The sequence below is a fragment of the Vibrio sp. 10N.247.311.13 genome (assembly GCF_041467595.1).
Lineage (GTDB): Bacteria > Pseudomonadota > Gammaproteobacteria > Enterobacterales > Vibrionaceae > Vibrio > Vibrio crassostreae_C.
In genome coordinates, this window is sequence record NZ_JBFSUX010000047.1 from 23965 (window position 1) to 38864 (window position 14900).

The 14900-nt window shown below is 45.1% G+C and carries 17 protein-coding genes; 14 read left to right on the forward strand and 3 right to left on the reverse strand.

Annotation, left to right across the window (positions count from 1 at the left end):
- The first annotated feature begins 36 nt into the window (after positions 1-36).
- The 6 genes from AB6E52_RS17090 to AB6E52_RS17115 all read left to right on the forward strand — a co-directional run bounded on the left by AB6E52_RS17090 (position 37) and on the right by AB6E52_RS17115 (position 5886).
- Positions 37-1257, forward strand: coding sequence for an EAL and HDOD domain-containing protein (locus AB6E52_RS17090; protein ID WP_017061025.1), 1221 nt, complete (start codon positions 37-39; stop codon positions 1255-1257).
- Positions 1258-1356: 99 nt separating this feature from the next.
- Positions 1357-1698, forward strand: a complete 342-nt coding sequence (locus AB6E52_RS17095; RefSeq protein ID WP_017063763.1) for a metalloregulator ArsR/SmtB family transcription factor — start codon at positions 1357-1359, stop codon at positions 1696-1698.
- Positions 1699-1871: 173 nt separating this feature from the next.
- The gene (locus AB6E52_RS17100) at positions 1872-2873 is read left to right on the forward strand and encodes an ArsJ-associated glyceraldehyde-3-phosphate dehydrogenase (RefSeq protein ID WP_017061027.1); all 1002 of its coding nucleotides are present in this window, start codon (positions 1872-1874) and stop codon (positions 2871-2873) included.
- Between the two features lie 21 nt (positions 2874-2894).
- Complete coding sequence (locus AB6E52_RS17105) at positions 2895-3386, forward strand: cyclin-dependent kinase inhibitor 3 family protein (RefSeq protein WP_017061028.1); 492 nt, start codon at positions 2895-2897, stop codon at positions 3384-3386.
- A gap of 96 nt (positions 3387-3482) precedes the next feature.
- The gene (gene arsJ, locus AB6E52_RS17110; protein WP_029235838.1) at positions 3483-4703 is read left to right on the forward strand and encodes an organoarsenical effux MFS transporter ArsJ; all 1221 of its coding nucleotides are present in this window, start codon (positions 3483-3485) and stop codon (positions 4701-4703) included.
- Positions 4704-4872: 169 nt separating this feature from the next.
- The gene (locus AB6E52_RS17115) at positions 4873-5886 is read left to right on the forward strand and encodes an acyltransferase (protein ID WP_102321187.1); all 1014 of its coding nucleotides are present in this window, start codon (positions 4873-4875) and stop codon (positions 5884-5886) included.
- Positions 5887-5946: 60 nt separating this feature from the next.
- Here the strand turns inward: AB6E52_RS17115 and AB6E52_RS17120 are convergent, their stop codons facing one another.
- Positions 5947-6276 carry a DUF2500 domain-containing protein gene (locus tag AB6E52_RS17120; protein ID WP_017061032.1) on the reverse strand — a complete coding sequence of 110 codons (330 nt, stop codon included), beginning with the start codon at positions 6274-6276 and terminating at the stop codon, positions 5947-5949.
- 244 nt (positions 6277-6520) lie between these two features.
- Here AB6E52_RS17120 and AB6E52_RS17125 point away from each other — a divergent pair, with 244 nt between their 5' ends.
- The 4 genes from AB6E52_RS17125 to AB6E52_RS17140 all read left to right on the forward strand — a co-directional run bounded on the left by AB6E52_RS17125 (position 6521) and on the right by AB6E52_RS17140 (position 9570).
- Positions 6521-6895: a hypothetical protein gene (locus AB6E52_RS17125; RefSeq protein WP_004736595.1), complete on the forward strand. Its 375-nt coding sequence runs from the start codon at positions 6521-6523 to the stop codon at positions 6893-6895.
- A gap of 927 nt (positions 6896-7822) precedes the next feature.
- Positions 7823-8443, forward strand: coding sequence for a lysoplasmalogenase (locus tag AB6E52_RS17130; protein WP_102321186.1), 621 nt, complete (start codon positions 7823-7825; stop codon positions 8441-8443).
- Positions 8444-8533: 90 nt separating this feature from the next.
- Positions 8534-8770, forward strand: coding sequence for a YecH family metal-binding protein (locus AB6E52_RS17135; protein ID WP_017061034.1), 237 nt, complete (start codon positions 8534-8536; stop codon positions 8768-8770).
- Between the two features lie 215 nt (positions 8771-8985).
- On the forward strand, positions 8986-9570 hold the full coding sequence (locus AB6E52_RS17140) for a YhgN family NAAT transporter (RefSeq protein WP_102321185.1): 585 nt from the start codon (positions 8986-8988) through the stop codon (positions 9568-9570).
- A gap of 80 nt (positions 9571-9650) precedes the next feature.
- Here AB6E52_RS17140 and AB6E52_RS17145 read toward each other — a convergent pair whose 3' ends face one another.
- Together AB6E52_RS17145 and rsmD are read right to left on the reverse strand one after the other, a co-directional pair.
- Positions 9651-9917: a DUF1145 domain-containing protein gene (locus tag AB6E52_RS17145; protein WP_016784000.1), complete on the reverse strand. Its 267-nt coding sequence runs from the start codon at positions 9915-9917 to the stop codon at positions 9651-9653.
- Between the two features lie 10 nt (positions 9918-9927).
- Positions 9928-10530 carry a 16S rRNA (guanine(966)-N(2))-methyltransferase RsmD gene (rsmD, locus tag AB6E52_RS17150; protein WP_017066764.1) on the reverse strand — a complete coding sequence of 201 codons (603 nt, stop codon included), beginning with the start codon at positions 10528-10530 and terminating at the stop codon, positions 9928-9930.
- Between the two features lie 230 nt (positions 10531-10760).
- On the opposite strand from rsmD, the gene ftsY reads away from it, so the two are divergent.
- From ftsY to rpoH, 4 genes are all read left to right on the forward strand, one after another.
- Positions 10761-12011 (forward strand): signal recognition particle-docking protein FtsY, encoded by a 1251-nt coding sequence (ftsY, locus tag AB6E52_RS17155; RefSeq protein WP_102393083.1) that lies wholly within the window; start codon positions 10761-10763, stop codon positions 12009-12011.
- A 78-nt stretch (positions 12012-12089) separates the two neighbouring features.
- Positions 12090-12767, forward strand: a complete 678-nt coding sequence (ftsE, locus tag AB6E52_RS17160; RefSeq protein ID WP_004736585.1) for a cell division ATP-binding protein FtsE — start codon at positions 12090-12092, stop codon at positions 12765-12767.
- The gene (gene ftsX / locus AB6E52_RS17165) at positions 12754-13722 is read left to right on the forward strand and encodes a permease-like cell division protein FtsX (RefSeq protein ID WP_017061038.1); all 969 of its coding nucleotides are present in this window, start codon (positions 12754-12756) and stop codon (positions 13720-13722) included. The genes ftsE and ftsX overlap by 14 nt, the downstream gene beginning before the upstream one ends.
- 177 nt (positions 13723-13899) lie before the next feature.
- Positions 13900-14757, forward strand: coding sequence for an RNA polymerase sigma factor RpoH (gene rpoH / locus AB6E52_RS17170; RefSeq protein WP_017055518.1), 858 nt, complete (start codon positions 13900-13902; stop codon positions 14755-14757).
- Positions 14758-14900 lie beyond the last annotated feature (143 nt).

The following is a 14900-nucleotide window of genomic DNA, read 5'->3' on the forward strand; positions in this document are numbered from 1 at the left end:
CTGAGTTATAGTTAAACCAATCAGAGTTATCAAGAAATGACCGCTACATACGTTGCTCGACAACCTATCTTAAATCGCAAGAGGAATACACTCGGCTATGAGTTGTTATTTCGCGATGGAGAAAAGAATGCGTACCCAGCGCATATTGAGTCTAATCGAGCAACGTATCGTCTGATTGTTGAGAACTTCTTGTCTGTTGGTCTTAACCCTTCTATTCCATCTTCACGCTGCTTTATCAACTTCCCTTATCAAAGTTTGATTCGTCGACTGCCCTTAAGTTTGCCGAAAGATAAGGTGGTGGTAGAGATTCTGGAAACCTGTAAACCAACAGATGAATTGTTGGAAGCGGTTAAAGACCTTTACCAAGCGGGTTACATGATTGCCCTAGATGATTTTACTTCGACCCCAGAATGGGAACGTTTCCTTAAATACACGCATATCGTAAAGCTCGATATTATGCAGATGGGTTTGGATGAAGCGTGTGATTTGGTTAGGGCGCATCAAGGGAAAAAGTTTAGCTTTTTGGCGGAGCGCGTTGAGACCGAACAAGAATTCCAGCAAGCCAAAGAGGCTGGCTTTAAGTTTTTCCAAGGTTACTTTTTCAATAAACCGGAAATCATCAAGAGTAAATACATTAGCCCTGAGCAAGTGATTGCTATGGAGCTGTTTCAAGAAGTGTGTAAGCCCGATGTGGACTTTCAACGGGTGGAGAGCATTGTCGCGAAAGATGTGGCGCTCTCATATAAGCTGCTGCGTTTTGTGAATACTATGTCGCCGCGCCTTGAAGTTACCATCTCTTCTTTTCGTCAGGCTTTGGTATATCTAGGTCAAGAGAAACTGAAAATGTTTGTCTCGTTAGCCGTCGCCTCTTATGTGTCCGATAAAAAGCCTAAAGAGCTGTATGGATTGTCTCTACAGCGTGCTCAGTTTTGTCAGCGTATGTCTCGCTATCAGGCATTTGAAGGGTATAGAGAACAGGCCTTTATGATTGGCTTATTCTCCTTGTTGGATGCTCTGTTGGACTTGTCGTTAGATAACTTAGTCGAGCAGTTGCCGCTGTGTAAAAGTATCAAGGTTGCTCTATTACGTAGAGAAGGGCCATATGGTACCTTGCTCGCACTTGAAGAGAGCTTTGAGCATGCCGATTGGCAACAGATTGATGAGCACTGCGCCGATTTAGGATTAAGCGTGGATCAGGTTAAAACGGAGCTTACTGAAGCGCGCCGTTGGAGCCATACCGTGACCAACAAGCTCTGATATTTCTTCGTTAAACTTTTATGACAATTGAAACGCACGCCTTGACGTGCGTTTTTTTACATCTAAGATATGTGCATATCCATATATGAGTATGTTTTTATGCTTCCTCACCAATTTTTTAAATTACTGTCCGATGAAACGCGAGTGCGTTGCTTAATGTTGATAGTTCGCAATGAGTGCTTATCGGTTGGTGAGTTGACTCAGGCATTGCAAGAAAGTCAGCCAAAGGTTTCACGCCATCTTGCGCAGCTGCGTTCAAACGGTGTTTTGATTGATGTTCGCCAGGGGCAGTGGGTGTTTTACCGCCTGTCACAAGATTTACCAGGTTGGATGCTAAAGTTAATTGACGACCTTATTGCATCGAACTGTTTGAAAACTGAATACCAGCAAGATATTGAGCGCTTAGAGTCGATGAACTCACGCCCAGTATGTTGCGTTTAAATACATTAAAACTTAATGCCGAAATAGTTGTAGTTGCAGCTAGGCGACAAGTGAATTTATCCCTATGAGCATAGTGGCTCTATGTAATTAGGGCGGCCGGCGCTCCGGTAAGTGAACGTAGTCAACAACGCTGCGGCTTCAAATATGAAGGCAATTAACTGAGAGAACAGAAAATGACAGTCAAAGTAGGTATTAATGGTTTTGGTCGTATCGGCCGTCTAGCACTTCGCGCAGCATTCGATTGGGATGAGCTAGAATTTGTTCAAATTAACGATGTTGCTGGCGACACAACAACACTGGCCCACCTTCTAGAATTTGATTCAGTTCAAGGTCGCTTTCACCACGAAGTAACTGCAGAAGGCGATGAGATGATCATTAATGGCCAGCGCATCAAGACCACACAAGAGCGCGACATCGATGCGATCGACTGGTCTGGTTGTGATGTGGTTATCGAAGCGACAGGTGTTCACCGTAAGACCTCTTTCCTAAACAAATACCTAGAGCAGGGCGTGAAACGTGTTGTGGTATCGGCGCCAGTGAAAGAAGAAGGCATCGCAAACATCGTTGTTGGTGTGAATGACAATATCTTCGACCCTGCGGTACACAAAATCGTAACGGCAGCGTCTTGTACAACGAACTGTATCGCGCCAGTGGTTAAGGTGATCAACGAGAAGCTTGGTATCGAGAACGCAGCCTTCACCACTATTCACGATTTAACTAACACGCAAACTATTCTTGATGCGCCGCACAAAGACTTACGCCGCGCACGTGCATGTGGCATGAGTCTTATCCCAACAACGACGGGCAGCGCCAAAGCGATTGTTGAGATCTTCCCTGAGCTAGAAAACCGCATCAACGGCCACGCAGTTCGTGTACCGCTAGCGAACGCTTCTCTGACAGACATCATCTTCGAAGTGAAGCAAGACACCACGGCAGAAGAAGTTAACGCGATGCTGAAAGAAGCGTCTCAGAATGAACTAAAAGGTATTCTTGGCTTTGAAGAGCGTCCACTGGTTTCTATCGATTACAAAGGCGACCAACGCTCAACAATCGTGGATGCACTATCAACGATGTTGGTCGGTAAGCGCATGGTTAAGATCTACGCTTGGTACGACAATGAGATGGGTTACGCAACACGTACCGCTGAGCTTGTTCGTACCGTTGGCCTTGCTTAATAAGAATCTGGAGAAGATATAATGATACATCCAACATGGCAACTAGACCTAGAGCAAGGTGCGCTAGTGCTTACTCCGTGCCCAGGCACAAAAGAAGCAACGCTTGATGCATCACTGGCTCAGCTAAAAGAGCAAGGCGTTGAAGCTATCGTGACAGCACTTGATGACCATGAGCTTGCAAGCAAAGACGTGGCGGCACTTGGTGAAAAAACACGTGCGTTAGGTATGCAATGGTTCCAGATCGAAATTGAAGACGACTGTGCACCGGGTGCTGGTTTTGCTGCGAAGTGGCAAGCAGCTAGCCCTGAGCTACATAACATCGTCGATAACGGCGGCAAGGTTGCAATGCATTGTATGGGCGGCTCTGGTCGCACTGGTTTGTTCGCAGCTCACCTACTGTTAGAAAAAGGCTGGGATTTGAGCAAGGTAGTTCAAGAGGTGCAGGCACTGCGTCCAGGTGCCTTCACTAAACCTATCCAGGTTGAATACATTAATGGCGTAGCGAATAGCTAATAGTCATCAGTGTTAGACAGGGAGCTTTTGGTATCTGGAGTGTTGAACTTATCATGATCCAAAAGCTCTTTTTGTTTAGATTGCAGAGATAGCGTTATGTTTTCAAATCTAAGTAAGAGCGTTCGCCAATACATGTTGGTGACTTTTAACTACTGGAACTTCACCATTACTGATGGTGCACTTCGCATGTTGGTGGTTCTGTATTTTTACGACCTTGGCTACAGTTCGTTAGAAATCGCCTCACTGTTCCTTTTCTATGAATTCTTTGGTGTGGTGACTAACCTAATCGGTGGCTGGTTAGGGGCGCGTCTTGGCCTCAATAAGACCATGAACATTGGGTTAGGCATGCAAGTCGTCGCCTTGGGTATGCTCGCGGTGCCAACGGCAATGCTGACCATTCCTTGGGTCATGGCGGCGCAAGCCTTGTCTGGTATCGCTAAAGACCTCAATAAGATGAGTGCCAAGAGCTCAATTAAGACTCTGGTTCCTGATGAACAACAAGGCGCGCTTTATAAGTGGATTGCGATTCTGACCGGATCTAAGAATGCGCTTAAAGGGGCAGGCTTCTTTATTGGTGGTTTACTGCTTTCAACGATTGGCTTCCAATACGCCGTGCTCGCGATGGCAGCCGTGTTGGCATTGGTCTTCGTTGGCAGTGTGTTGAGCTTAGAAGCGGACATGGGCAAAGCGAAAACCAAGCCTAAGTTCAAACAGATCTTCTCTAAGTCTGAATCCATCAACATCCTATCCGCAGCACGTATGTTCCTGTTTGGCGCTCGTGATGTGTGGTTTGTGATTGCTTTGCCGATTTACCTAGGCAGCGTGTTTGGTTGGGATCACTCATGGGTGGGTGGCTTCTTAGCGGCTTGGACCATCGCATACGGCTTTGTGCAGGGCATTGCACCCAAGATTACTGGTAAAGCTCAAGGTAAGGTGCCAGATGGCCATGCCGCGCTGTTATGGGCTGGTGCGCTGGCTATAGTGACCGCTGCTATCGCTTATGCGGTACAGATTGGCTGGCAACCCGAGTTAGTTATTATCGGTGGCTTGATGGTGTTTGGTGTCATCTTTGCGGTGAACTCATCACTTCACTCATATTTGATTGTGAGTTATGCGAAAGGCGATGGCGTTTCTCTTGATGTCGGTTTCTACTACATGGCAAACGCGATGGGCCGTTTGATTGGCACGATATTGTCGGGCTTGGTATTCCAAATGGCAGGTTTGTCTGCGTGTCTGTGGGTTTCCTTCGCATTCTTGGCGATAACGACGGTGATCTCTCTGCGTTTACCGAAAGTGCCGCAAATTTCAGCGGCATAAGCTTCAGCCACATGAGCCTCATTTGTGAGAGCTCAAGTCGCAGAAGCTAGAGTCGTATGAGCTAAATTCGCGATAAGTATCTCCTTTAACACTAAGCTGACTTGGTATTTATTCCGGTCAGCTTTTTTATTGCTATAGTAGAATGATTGAATATTAATCAGGCATTTACATGAAGCAGCGAATTCTCTTTTTTGATTTAGCACGATGTGTCGCGGCCGTAGCGGTTATCGCGATTCATGTTTTGGCGCCTTATCGCAATGAGTTGGGCACTATTCCTTTCGGTGAATGGCTTACTGCCATTACGGTAAACGGTTTCAGCCGCTGGGCAGTACCTGTGTTCATTTTGATTACTGGCGCACTGATGCTCAGTGATCAGCGCCCGTTTGACGCCAAATACTACCTCAAGCGTCGTTTGGGCAAGGTACTGATACCTTTCATTGTCTGGTCGCTTTTCTATACCTATCTGTCGGGCTGGTCAGCAATGGGCTTTGATGCCGACGTCAGTTGGGACGTGTTGCTTAATAGCTACCATCATTACACCTATTACCACCTTGGTTTCTTCTATTACTTCATCCCACTCTATTTTGTGATTCCGTTCTTGCAGATCATGGTTAGAAAGTACGGTGATAGATCGGTCTATGCCTTTACGGCGGTATGGTTGTTCACAACATTGCTGTTCTTACTGAAAATCGATGGCCCTTGGAGTCACGAATTGTGGTTGTACACCGGTTACTTACCATTGGGTTACTTGCTGTATAAGATTGTGCCACTTAACAAGATGACCGTTGGCGTGAGTGTGTTACTGGGTGGGCTAGCGTTACTAACCACGGTTTACATGGTGGTTGATGCAAGCTTGGTAGCAGAAGAGTACACGGTAGGGCGCTGGCTATCTTACAAAACGTTGAATACCGTATTAGCCGCGAGCATGGTGTTCATGGTATGCCGTTACTATGGTGAAGGCCTGTCTGAGAAGAGTAACCAAGTGGTTGGCTTTATCAGTAAGCACAGCTTAGGTATTTACCTGCTGCACCCGATTTTCTTGTGGCCGATGAAAGAGTTTGGTTGGTACCAAGGACATCCGGCATGGGTTATTCCATTATGGATTGTGCTCAGCGGAGCTGGCGCATTATGGATGAGCTGGTTGGTGTCTAAGTCAGAGAAAACGCGTTGGTTATTGCCTTAGCGGTGATTGCTAAGGCTTTCTGATGGATTGCTTAGGGACGACAGTTGAAGCGGCTGACGTTTAGCGCTTCAACGCAAAGTGTAAGAACTTATCGCCTTGGTAGGTTAAGGTTCCTTTGTCGCCAGGGTTAAGGGCGTGGAAATAGTGGATGCCGACTTGGAATTCTCGCTTCGGACCAACCACACCACGTTGAACGTAAATCCAGTACTCTTGATCTTCTTGGCCCGGTTCTGCGTCAGGAAGGTCGATCGATTGTTTGTCTAACACCGTGACATTCACTTTCTTCTCTGGCGCATTTTCACCTTGCGAGTGTTTTCGATAGAAACCAATAAATACCCAAGCCGCTAGAGCAGCGAGAGCAAAGATGGCAAAAAAGAGTGAATTAGGCATATAACCTCCATGTAGTCGTGATGGTTATTCTAGTCTTTCAGGCAATAGGGATATGTGTTTAAAGCCGTTATTCGTGAACTGTTGTAAGCCAAGCTGATTATTTTTCGGCAGACATCACATTTAATGGTCAGTTTGGGATAAAGCATTGTTATTTATTGTCTCTTTCTCTCGTAAATAACAGTGATTTTGTATAAGAATAGGGAAATGCTCGACTAGAATTATAGTGTGGAGTGGGAGGGCTAAGATGACCGATATTGAAAAAGTGGTGACAAGAACTCGCAATATAGAGAAATTATTGAGGCTTCAATATCATGCCGAAGGCGAAGGATTGCATGAGCTTGTAACAAGCTGTGAAGAAAGGCTACCGCACGATATGGTGAGCAAGCTGCGCTATATCGCAACGTGTCGTAATAAGGTAGTCAATGAACATGAGGCTAAGTTGGAAGACCAACATAAGTTCATCATGATGTGTAACGACTGTGAGAAGGAGCTGACTCCACGTAGTGGTCGTTTTATCTGGCGAGTTGCGATCTTACTGATGATGGCAATGACTTTAGCTGCCGCAGGTTTCTATTATGCGAACTGGGATGTGCTAACACTGCATCTGTTTTCGAAGTGAAAAAATTGAACAAAAAAAGGGACGCTCATGGCGTCCCTTTTTTTATCTGTAACTTGCTTAGTACATCATCGGTAGTGTCATTAGACCTACAACTACCGCGATCATTACAAGTCCTTGTCTTTGCGAAGATGAAATCATAACACTACTCCTAAATTTGGTTGTCTCTCGCTATGTTTTAAAGAATAGCACTACTTATGGCCTTAGATCAAGAATTACTTTCGAAAGCTTTAAAAGTAGTAGAAAACTATGAGTTTTTGGCTTGTTTGGCAGTGTTTAACTGTGTTTTATGGTGTGTTCTTAATTTGTTCGTTGTGATTTATGTTTGTTCTAATTTGATTTAACTTGTTGTTTTGTAATGGTTGTTTTGTGTAATTTATATTGTTAAAGGTTGTTAAACTGTATTAATAGAGGTTGGTGGTGGCTAGGTTGGTTTTGGTTGGTTTTTTAAGTTTTCGGCTTGGTTTTTGTGGCGATTTTTACCGGAGGCTTGAAATAACCTGACAAAACTGGGCGTTAAAAAAGAAAACTGGCTACTTTACAAGTCTAGGCTTGGTTGGCGTTTTTATTTTCCTATTAATCTTGAGTTTGTTTATTTAAGTTATTGTTATTATTTACTTTAAATGTGGTTATTTTAATTTTTTAAGTGTGGTATTTTACGGAATTAGGCCGGTTTTGGTGGGGTCGATAGGTTAGAATTGGCCAAAATTCAAGTATGGCGACTCTAATGCCAGTTTGAATGGGTTTTATGATGATTCGTTCTAGTTTTAAACGAATGGCTATTGTCATGGTGGTAATTGTTACGACTTCAATCTAAAGAGACTCTTTTTAGTGGAAGCGTAATCAAGATCCAATTTTGAGGGGCTGAGGCTTTACATCAACACTCGTGTGCCTAGACTGGCGACGATTTAAAGCAATAGGGCAAGTGGTATGTGGAGTTGGTTAGCGGTTTCCTTATCTGGTATCGGAGCAATAGCAGGAACGAAACATGGACATATCGGTCAGGCCTTATCGTATAAGGTATTTACCTTTGTATTATTAGCGACAATTGCTTTAACTCAGTCGGTTGTGGCTGACTTTACCTATTGGATAGTTGCGGGGTTGGCTATCTCTGCGATCGCAGATGTGCTTCATACTCTCACTCAAAAACGCCCTCTGCATTTTGTCTGCTTCTTATTGGCTCAACTCTGTTACAGCAAAGCTTTTTGGTTACAGCTATCAGGTGAAATGGTTTGGTGGTTGTTCGCGCTGTTATTGGCAGCTTGCGTTGTTGCTTTCTTCTTACTTCTACCTCGCTTAGACAAACTCGTCTTTCCTGTCGTTATCATGGGTATCGTGCTTATTCAGCTTGCATGGGCTTCTGGTGAGCTCTGGTTGCTTGATCCTCAACTGTCGCATGCGGTCGGTTTTGCCGGTTGTGCCGTGTTGCTGCTTTCAGCATTGGCGTACGCGCTAAATTTCTATCGTAGCCCAATTAAGGGTGCCTACTTTTGGGTGACGGGCAGCTACTTTCTGGCGCACGCTCTCATTGTTGCTTCCCTTACCATTTAGAGTAGAGCTCGCTTAACTCTGAGCTACATCAAGGCAGCTCAGATGAAAGTAGGTACTCTACGTCTACTTCATTAAACATGAGATAGAGTTATGACTACCGAAATTCATGCACACAACGTTTTAAACCTACTGAGTGAAAAGCCACTGACTCGTGAAGAGTTGACGCAAGAACTCGCTCAAACTTATGGCGCAGAAGCGCGTTTTCATACGTGTAAGCTGAACGGTCTGGATTTAGATGGATTGCTGAAGTTTTTCCTGAAGATGGAAAAGGTCGTGGTTATTGATGACAAGCTTTGCACTAATCGCGAACGTGTGTGTAACCACTAATTCCCAGAGATTTGGTTTTTAGAGCCTTTTGGCTTTTATCGATAAGAAGAGTGGATGCGACGTTTCGGCTTCACTCTTTAAATTCTCTTTTTCCTTTCTATTTGCTCTCGCAAAATTCCCTTCTAATTACATAAGTTAATCCTTTTATTACTGCGTTCGAAAATCAATGTTGAGGCTGCTATACTCCGCGCACTTACGCTTTTCGAGACAAACTTATGGAAATCTTATCTGCAGCAACCATGCTGTTTCTTATCATGGACCCGCTTGGCAACTTGCCAATCGTGCTCTCTATCCTTAAGCATATTGACCCGAAGCGTCGCCGTATTGTTCTGATTCGTGAGCTGATGTTCGCACTGGTTATCTTGCTGCTGTTCTTATTTGCGGGTCAAAGCATCATGAACTTCCTGCACGTACAGCCTGAAACCTTGAGTATTTCTGGCGGTATCATTCTATTTATCATCGCGATTAAGATGATTTTCCCAAGCGCAGGCAGCATTACTGGCCTTGCGGCTGGTGAAGAGCCGTTTATTGTGCCGATGGCGATCCCAATGATTGCTGGCCCTTCAGTGATTGCGGCATTGATTCTGTTGTCGACACAGCACCCTGACAATATGTTAGAGCTTTCAGGCGCAGTGATGCTGGCTTGGGGTGCTACCTTCTTTATTCTGATGTTTAATGGCTTCTTCCTGCGAGTGCTGGGAGAGAGAGGTCTTAAAGCCATCGAACGCTTGATGGGCTTGTTGTTGGTTATGCTGTCGACGCAAATGTTCCTCGATGGTGTGAAAGGCTACATGGGCTAGTGTTGCTACCATTACTCAATAAAAAAACGCCGCTCTACTGAGCGGCGTTTTTGTATCTGTTTCTTCGGTTTTTATTTCGATTACATCATGTGCTTACGACGGATATCGAGTAGGGCGAAGACACCGAAAATCAATATTGACCACTTCTCCCAACGTGACATCTCGATCTTATCGCCGAATGCACCGATGAAAATCAGCATCTGCAGGCCGTGCATGAAGAACAAGAATGCGGTCATGATATAAAGCGCAATCGCAGCATTACCCGGAAACGGGTAGAAAATATTTACGATTAAGATAAACCAAACAAAGGCGATGGCTGCTTTTGCTAGTGGAAGCAAGAACTTCATTCAATAACTCCTATTCTTCAGTGATTCGATTGAACAGTCGGTAGCTTGACTGTCCGGTGGTCTTGTCGCGATGCAATTCCCAGTTCTCTGGCATAGCTTCGAGTTTCAGTTCTTTCTCTGTCTCGACGTAAATGATGGCATTGTCTGCAAGCCAACCGTTACTCTCAAGCAGTTGTACTGTTTCTGCCAGTAAGCCTTGACGAAATGGTGGATCAAGGAAAACCATATCGTAAGGCGTGCCCGGTTTCTTAAGGAAAGAGATAGCATCAGTATTCACGACATTAATGTTGTCTGCCTTGAGCTCTTTCGCGTTATCAGAAAGCTGTTTAGCCGCCTTTTGATTCATTTCGAGCAGTGTCACCATTTTGGCTTGGCGAGAAGCTGCTTCAAAACCTAGACCGCCAGAACCGGCAAATACATCCAAGCAAGTTGAATGTGGGATATCTTGAGCCACCCAGTTAAAGAGTGTTTCTTTTACTCGGTCAATGGTTGGGCGTAATCCTTCTAAATCATGAACAGGCAGCTTTCTACCTCTCCATGAGCCACTAATAATTCGAACAAAGCCTCCGGATGGCTTTTTTTGTGATGTGTTTTGCTGGCGACGTCTTACCATAGATTTTTTGACCGCTAATAAAGTGATACTATACCGAGCCCAATTTAAGTGGGTTCGTGTATTAAATAAATTTGCAATGACAAAGTGTATCAAGCTAAAAGCAAACTTATCACTGCTTTGTCATTTTTCTTTACTATTCGTTTGTACAAGCTTGTATTGTATAACAATAGCAAAGAGTCGACGTGTATTAAGTCAATACAGCTAATTAGTAGATCTAGGAAACTCCTCTGATGACGGAAAAAAAGAAGCGCGGATTATTATCGTGGCTTGGTTTTGGTGAAGAAGAACAAAGCCCAAAAACTCAGAATGAAGCGAACGTAGAAAGCGTTGAAGATCAAACTGAAGTTGAATCACAAGTTGAGGCTGAACAGGTCGCGCCTGAAGCTGAACAAGTTAAGCCAACTGAATCTGAGCAAGCGCTTGAAGAAGCTCAACAAGAGCAGCAACCTGTCGCAGCAGAAGCAGAAGCAGAAGCAGAAGCAGAAGCAGAAGCAGAAGCAGAACAGGAAGAAGTGGCAGTTCCTCAAGCTAAGGTTGAAGAAGTACAAGAGAAGCCGACAGAAAGCTTCTTTGCTCGTCTTAAGCGCAGCCTAAGCCGCACTAAAGCAAACATCGGTGCTGGTTTCTTTGGTCTGTTCAAAGGCAAGCAAATCGATGAAGACCTGTTTGAAGAGCTAGAAGAGCAACTTCTGATTGCTGACGTGGGTATGAATACCACGGTTAAGATCATTGAAAACCTGACAGAAAAAGCATCTCGCAATGACCTAAAAGACGGTGAAGCGCTTTATGGTCTGCTCAAAGAAGAGATGGCAGATATCTTAAGCCAAGTGGAACAGCCACTGGTTGTTGATACCACTAAAACACCTTACGTTATCTTAATGGTGGGTGTGAACGGTGTAGGTAAGACAACTACGATCGGTAAGCTGGCGAAACAATTCCAAAATGAAGGCAAGAAAGTGATGCTAGCAGCGGGTGATACCTTCCGTGCTGCAGCCGTTGAACAGCTTCAGGTTTGGGGTCAGCGTAACGATGTGCCAGTTATCGCTCAACACACTGGTGCGGACAGTGCGTCTGTTATCTACGATGCGATTGAAGCAGCGAAGGCTCGTGGTGTTGATGTTGTGATTGCTGATACAGCCGGTCGTTTGCAGAACAAGAGCAACCTGATGGAAGAGCTACGCAAGATCGTTCGTGTAATGAAGAAGATTGATGACTCTGCGCCACACGAAATCATGCTAACGCTCGATGCAGGTACAGGTCAGAACGCTATCAGCCAAGCGAAGTTGTTCAGTGAAGTGGCTCCAGTTACGGGTATTACACTGACTAAGCTAGATGGTACGGCGAAAGGTGGTGTAATTTTCTCAATTGCTGACCAGTTCCAGATTCCAATCCGCTACATTGGTGTGGGTGAAGGTATTGATGACCTGCGTCCATTTGAATCTAAAGACTTCATTGAAGCACTATTTAGCCGCGAAGAGTAACGCGAGTAGCAAAGTGGTTTATCCTTAATCTGCTACCGTTTTTAAATTTGATATTAGTGATCGTAAGAGGAATTTTCGGTGATCAAATTTCAGCAAGTGAGCAAAGCCTACCGAGGTGGAAGACAAGCGCTCCAAAAAGTGGACTTTCACCTGAAACGTGGAGAGATGGCTTTTTTGGGTGGGCACTCTGGGGCTGGTAAAAGTACCTTGCTGAAGTTGATCTGCGCGATAGAGCGTCCAACTGATGGACGTGTCTGGTTCAACGATCACGATATCACTCGTATCCCAGCCAAAGACATTCCTTTCTTACGCCGTAATATTGGGATTGTTTTTCAAGACCATCGCCTGCTGATGGACCGTTCGATTTTCGATAACGTCGCTCTGCCTATGCGTATTGAATCTATTTCTGAAAACGAAATAAAACGCCGAGTCAGTGCTGCGTTGGATAAAACCGGTTTATTAGATAAAGCCCGTTGTTTACCAAGCCAACTTTCTGGTGGTGAACAACAACGCGTGGGTATTGCTCGCGCCGTGGTTAACCGTCCAACTCTGCTTTTAGCCGATGAGCCTACCGGTAATCTAGACCCTGAATTATCTAACCGTGTGTTGCGATTATTTGAAGAATTCAACCGCGCAGGTGTGACGATCATCCTAGCGACGCATGATATTGGGTTAGTGAACACTCGCCCTCAGTACCGCCATCTTGAATTAAACCAAGGATTTTTGAGTGAGGTTGAAGACTATGGCCGCGAATAAGCGCATCAAAAAACCTCAATCTAATCGAGCAGCAAACCGCGCTTCAAGCGACGGCTTCTTTGTTGTTCACTGGAAACAAGCCAAGTCATCGTTCTCGCAAATGTGGCAGCGCCCGTTAGGCAACTTACTGACCCTTGCGGTGATCTCTATGGCGTTGGCGATGCCAGCTTGTTTGTACCTATTAGGTAAAAATGTAGGGGAAGTGGCGCAAGATGTCACTAGCCCGTCACAAATAAGTGCTTATGTAGAGGATGGTATTCCTGAGCCACGAGTAATGGTGCTTAAGGATGAAATCGAAAGTTGGGATCAAGTTGAGCTCGTGGAGTACATTTCTCCGCAGCAAGGGCTTGCAGACCTCAGCCAGTATTCTGGTTTTGAAGACGCCCTAACCATTCTCGACGATTATTCACTGCCAGGTGTGCTGGTGATTACGCCAAGCGTGCACAGCGATACCTTAATTAAAGAGCTGGCAGGCACAGTTAAACAACAAGAATTAGTGACCGATGTTCGCCTAGACGAAGATTGGTTAGCGCGATTAGATGCGATCAAAGCATTAGCGGCTGTCATCGTGATTACCTTAACGGTATTGATGCTGGGCGCGGTATTTCTGATTATCGGCAATACACTACGATTTAATGTGTTGGCGCATAAAGAAGAGATTCAAACCATGAAGCTGATTGGTGCGACCGACAGCTACATTCTTCGACCATACCTTTATGCTGGGATGTGGTTTGGCGTTTTAGGTTCGATTAGCGCTTGGGTAATGACGGCATTGATTACCGTATTGCTGAACAGCGCGGTGGATGACTTGGCTCAGCTATACGACAGCCACTTCCGTTTAATTGGCCTGAGTTGGGATGAATCTTTACTGCTTTTGATCGTCGGAACTCTGCTTGGTAGTGTGGCTGCAAAGCTTTCTGCACAGCGTCACCTAAAAGAAATTGAACCAGTTTAGGTGAATAGAGTCATATTTAGACGAAAAATAGGCACTTCTTAACCAGTTTTTGCCTTGTATAGACGAATTGATTATGCATAATTACTTCCCCCTCCTTGAAACCTGTTCATTTTAGGTTCAAGATTGTAGGGTTTTAATAGATGTATTACTCCAGATCAGAGATTGATGAGGAACCGAATGGCAAACCAAGCGTATCAAATGGCTTTAGTCACACAAGATAGTTTAGATAGCTATATCCGCTCAGCGAACAGCTACCCTATGCTGACTCCTGAAGAGGAACGTGGACTTGCAGAGCGATTACATTACAAAGGTGAGATCGACGCTGCGAAAGGCTTGATCCTTTCCCACCTAAGATTCGTGGTGCACGTTGCAAGAGGCTACTCTGGCTACGGGCTACCAATGGCTGATCTCGTCCAAGAAGGTAACATCGGCTTGATGAAGGCTGTTAAGCGCTTCAATCCAGAAGTTGGTGTTCGTCTCGTCTCGTTTGCTGTTCACTGGATCAAAGCTGAAATCCATGAATACGTTCTACGTAACTGGCGTATCGTTAAAATTGCGACCACTAAGGCACAGCGTAAACTGTTCTTTAACCTTCGTAAGTCTAAAAAGCGTTTGGGTTGGTTCAATAACGGTGAAGTTGAGACGGTTGCTCGTGAACTGGGTGTTGAGCCTTCAGAAGTTCGTGAGATGGAATCTCGCTTAGCAGCACAAGATGCGACGTTTGAAGCGCCTATGGACGATGACGATGGCGGTTCTGCTTACACTGCTCCAGTTTACTACCTAGAAGACAAGGCGTCAGACGTTGCTGAGACGGTTGAAGCGGCTAACTGGGAGTCACACACCAATAATCGCCTAGGGCTAGCACTAGCAAGCTTAGACGAGCGTAGCCAACACATTGTTCGCTCACGTTGGTTAGACGACAACAAGGCAACCCTGCAAGACTTAGCGGATACCTACAGTATCTCAGCTGAGCGTGTTCGCCAGTTAGAAAAGAATGCGATGAAGAAATTGAAACAAGCCGTTGGTGATTTCTAATAGCATCTAGTTTCTATTAGCTTCTACTTTCTAGTAGAGCTAACAAATAGCTGAATTTTGAAAAGGCCGAGATCGAGAGATCTCGGCCTTTTTGTTGTGCGCCGAGCATGGCGTTGATCTAGGAGGTGAAAGTCCTCTACGGG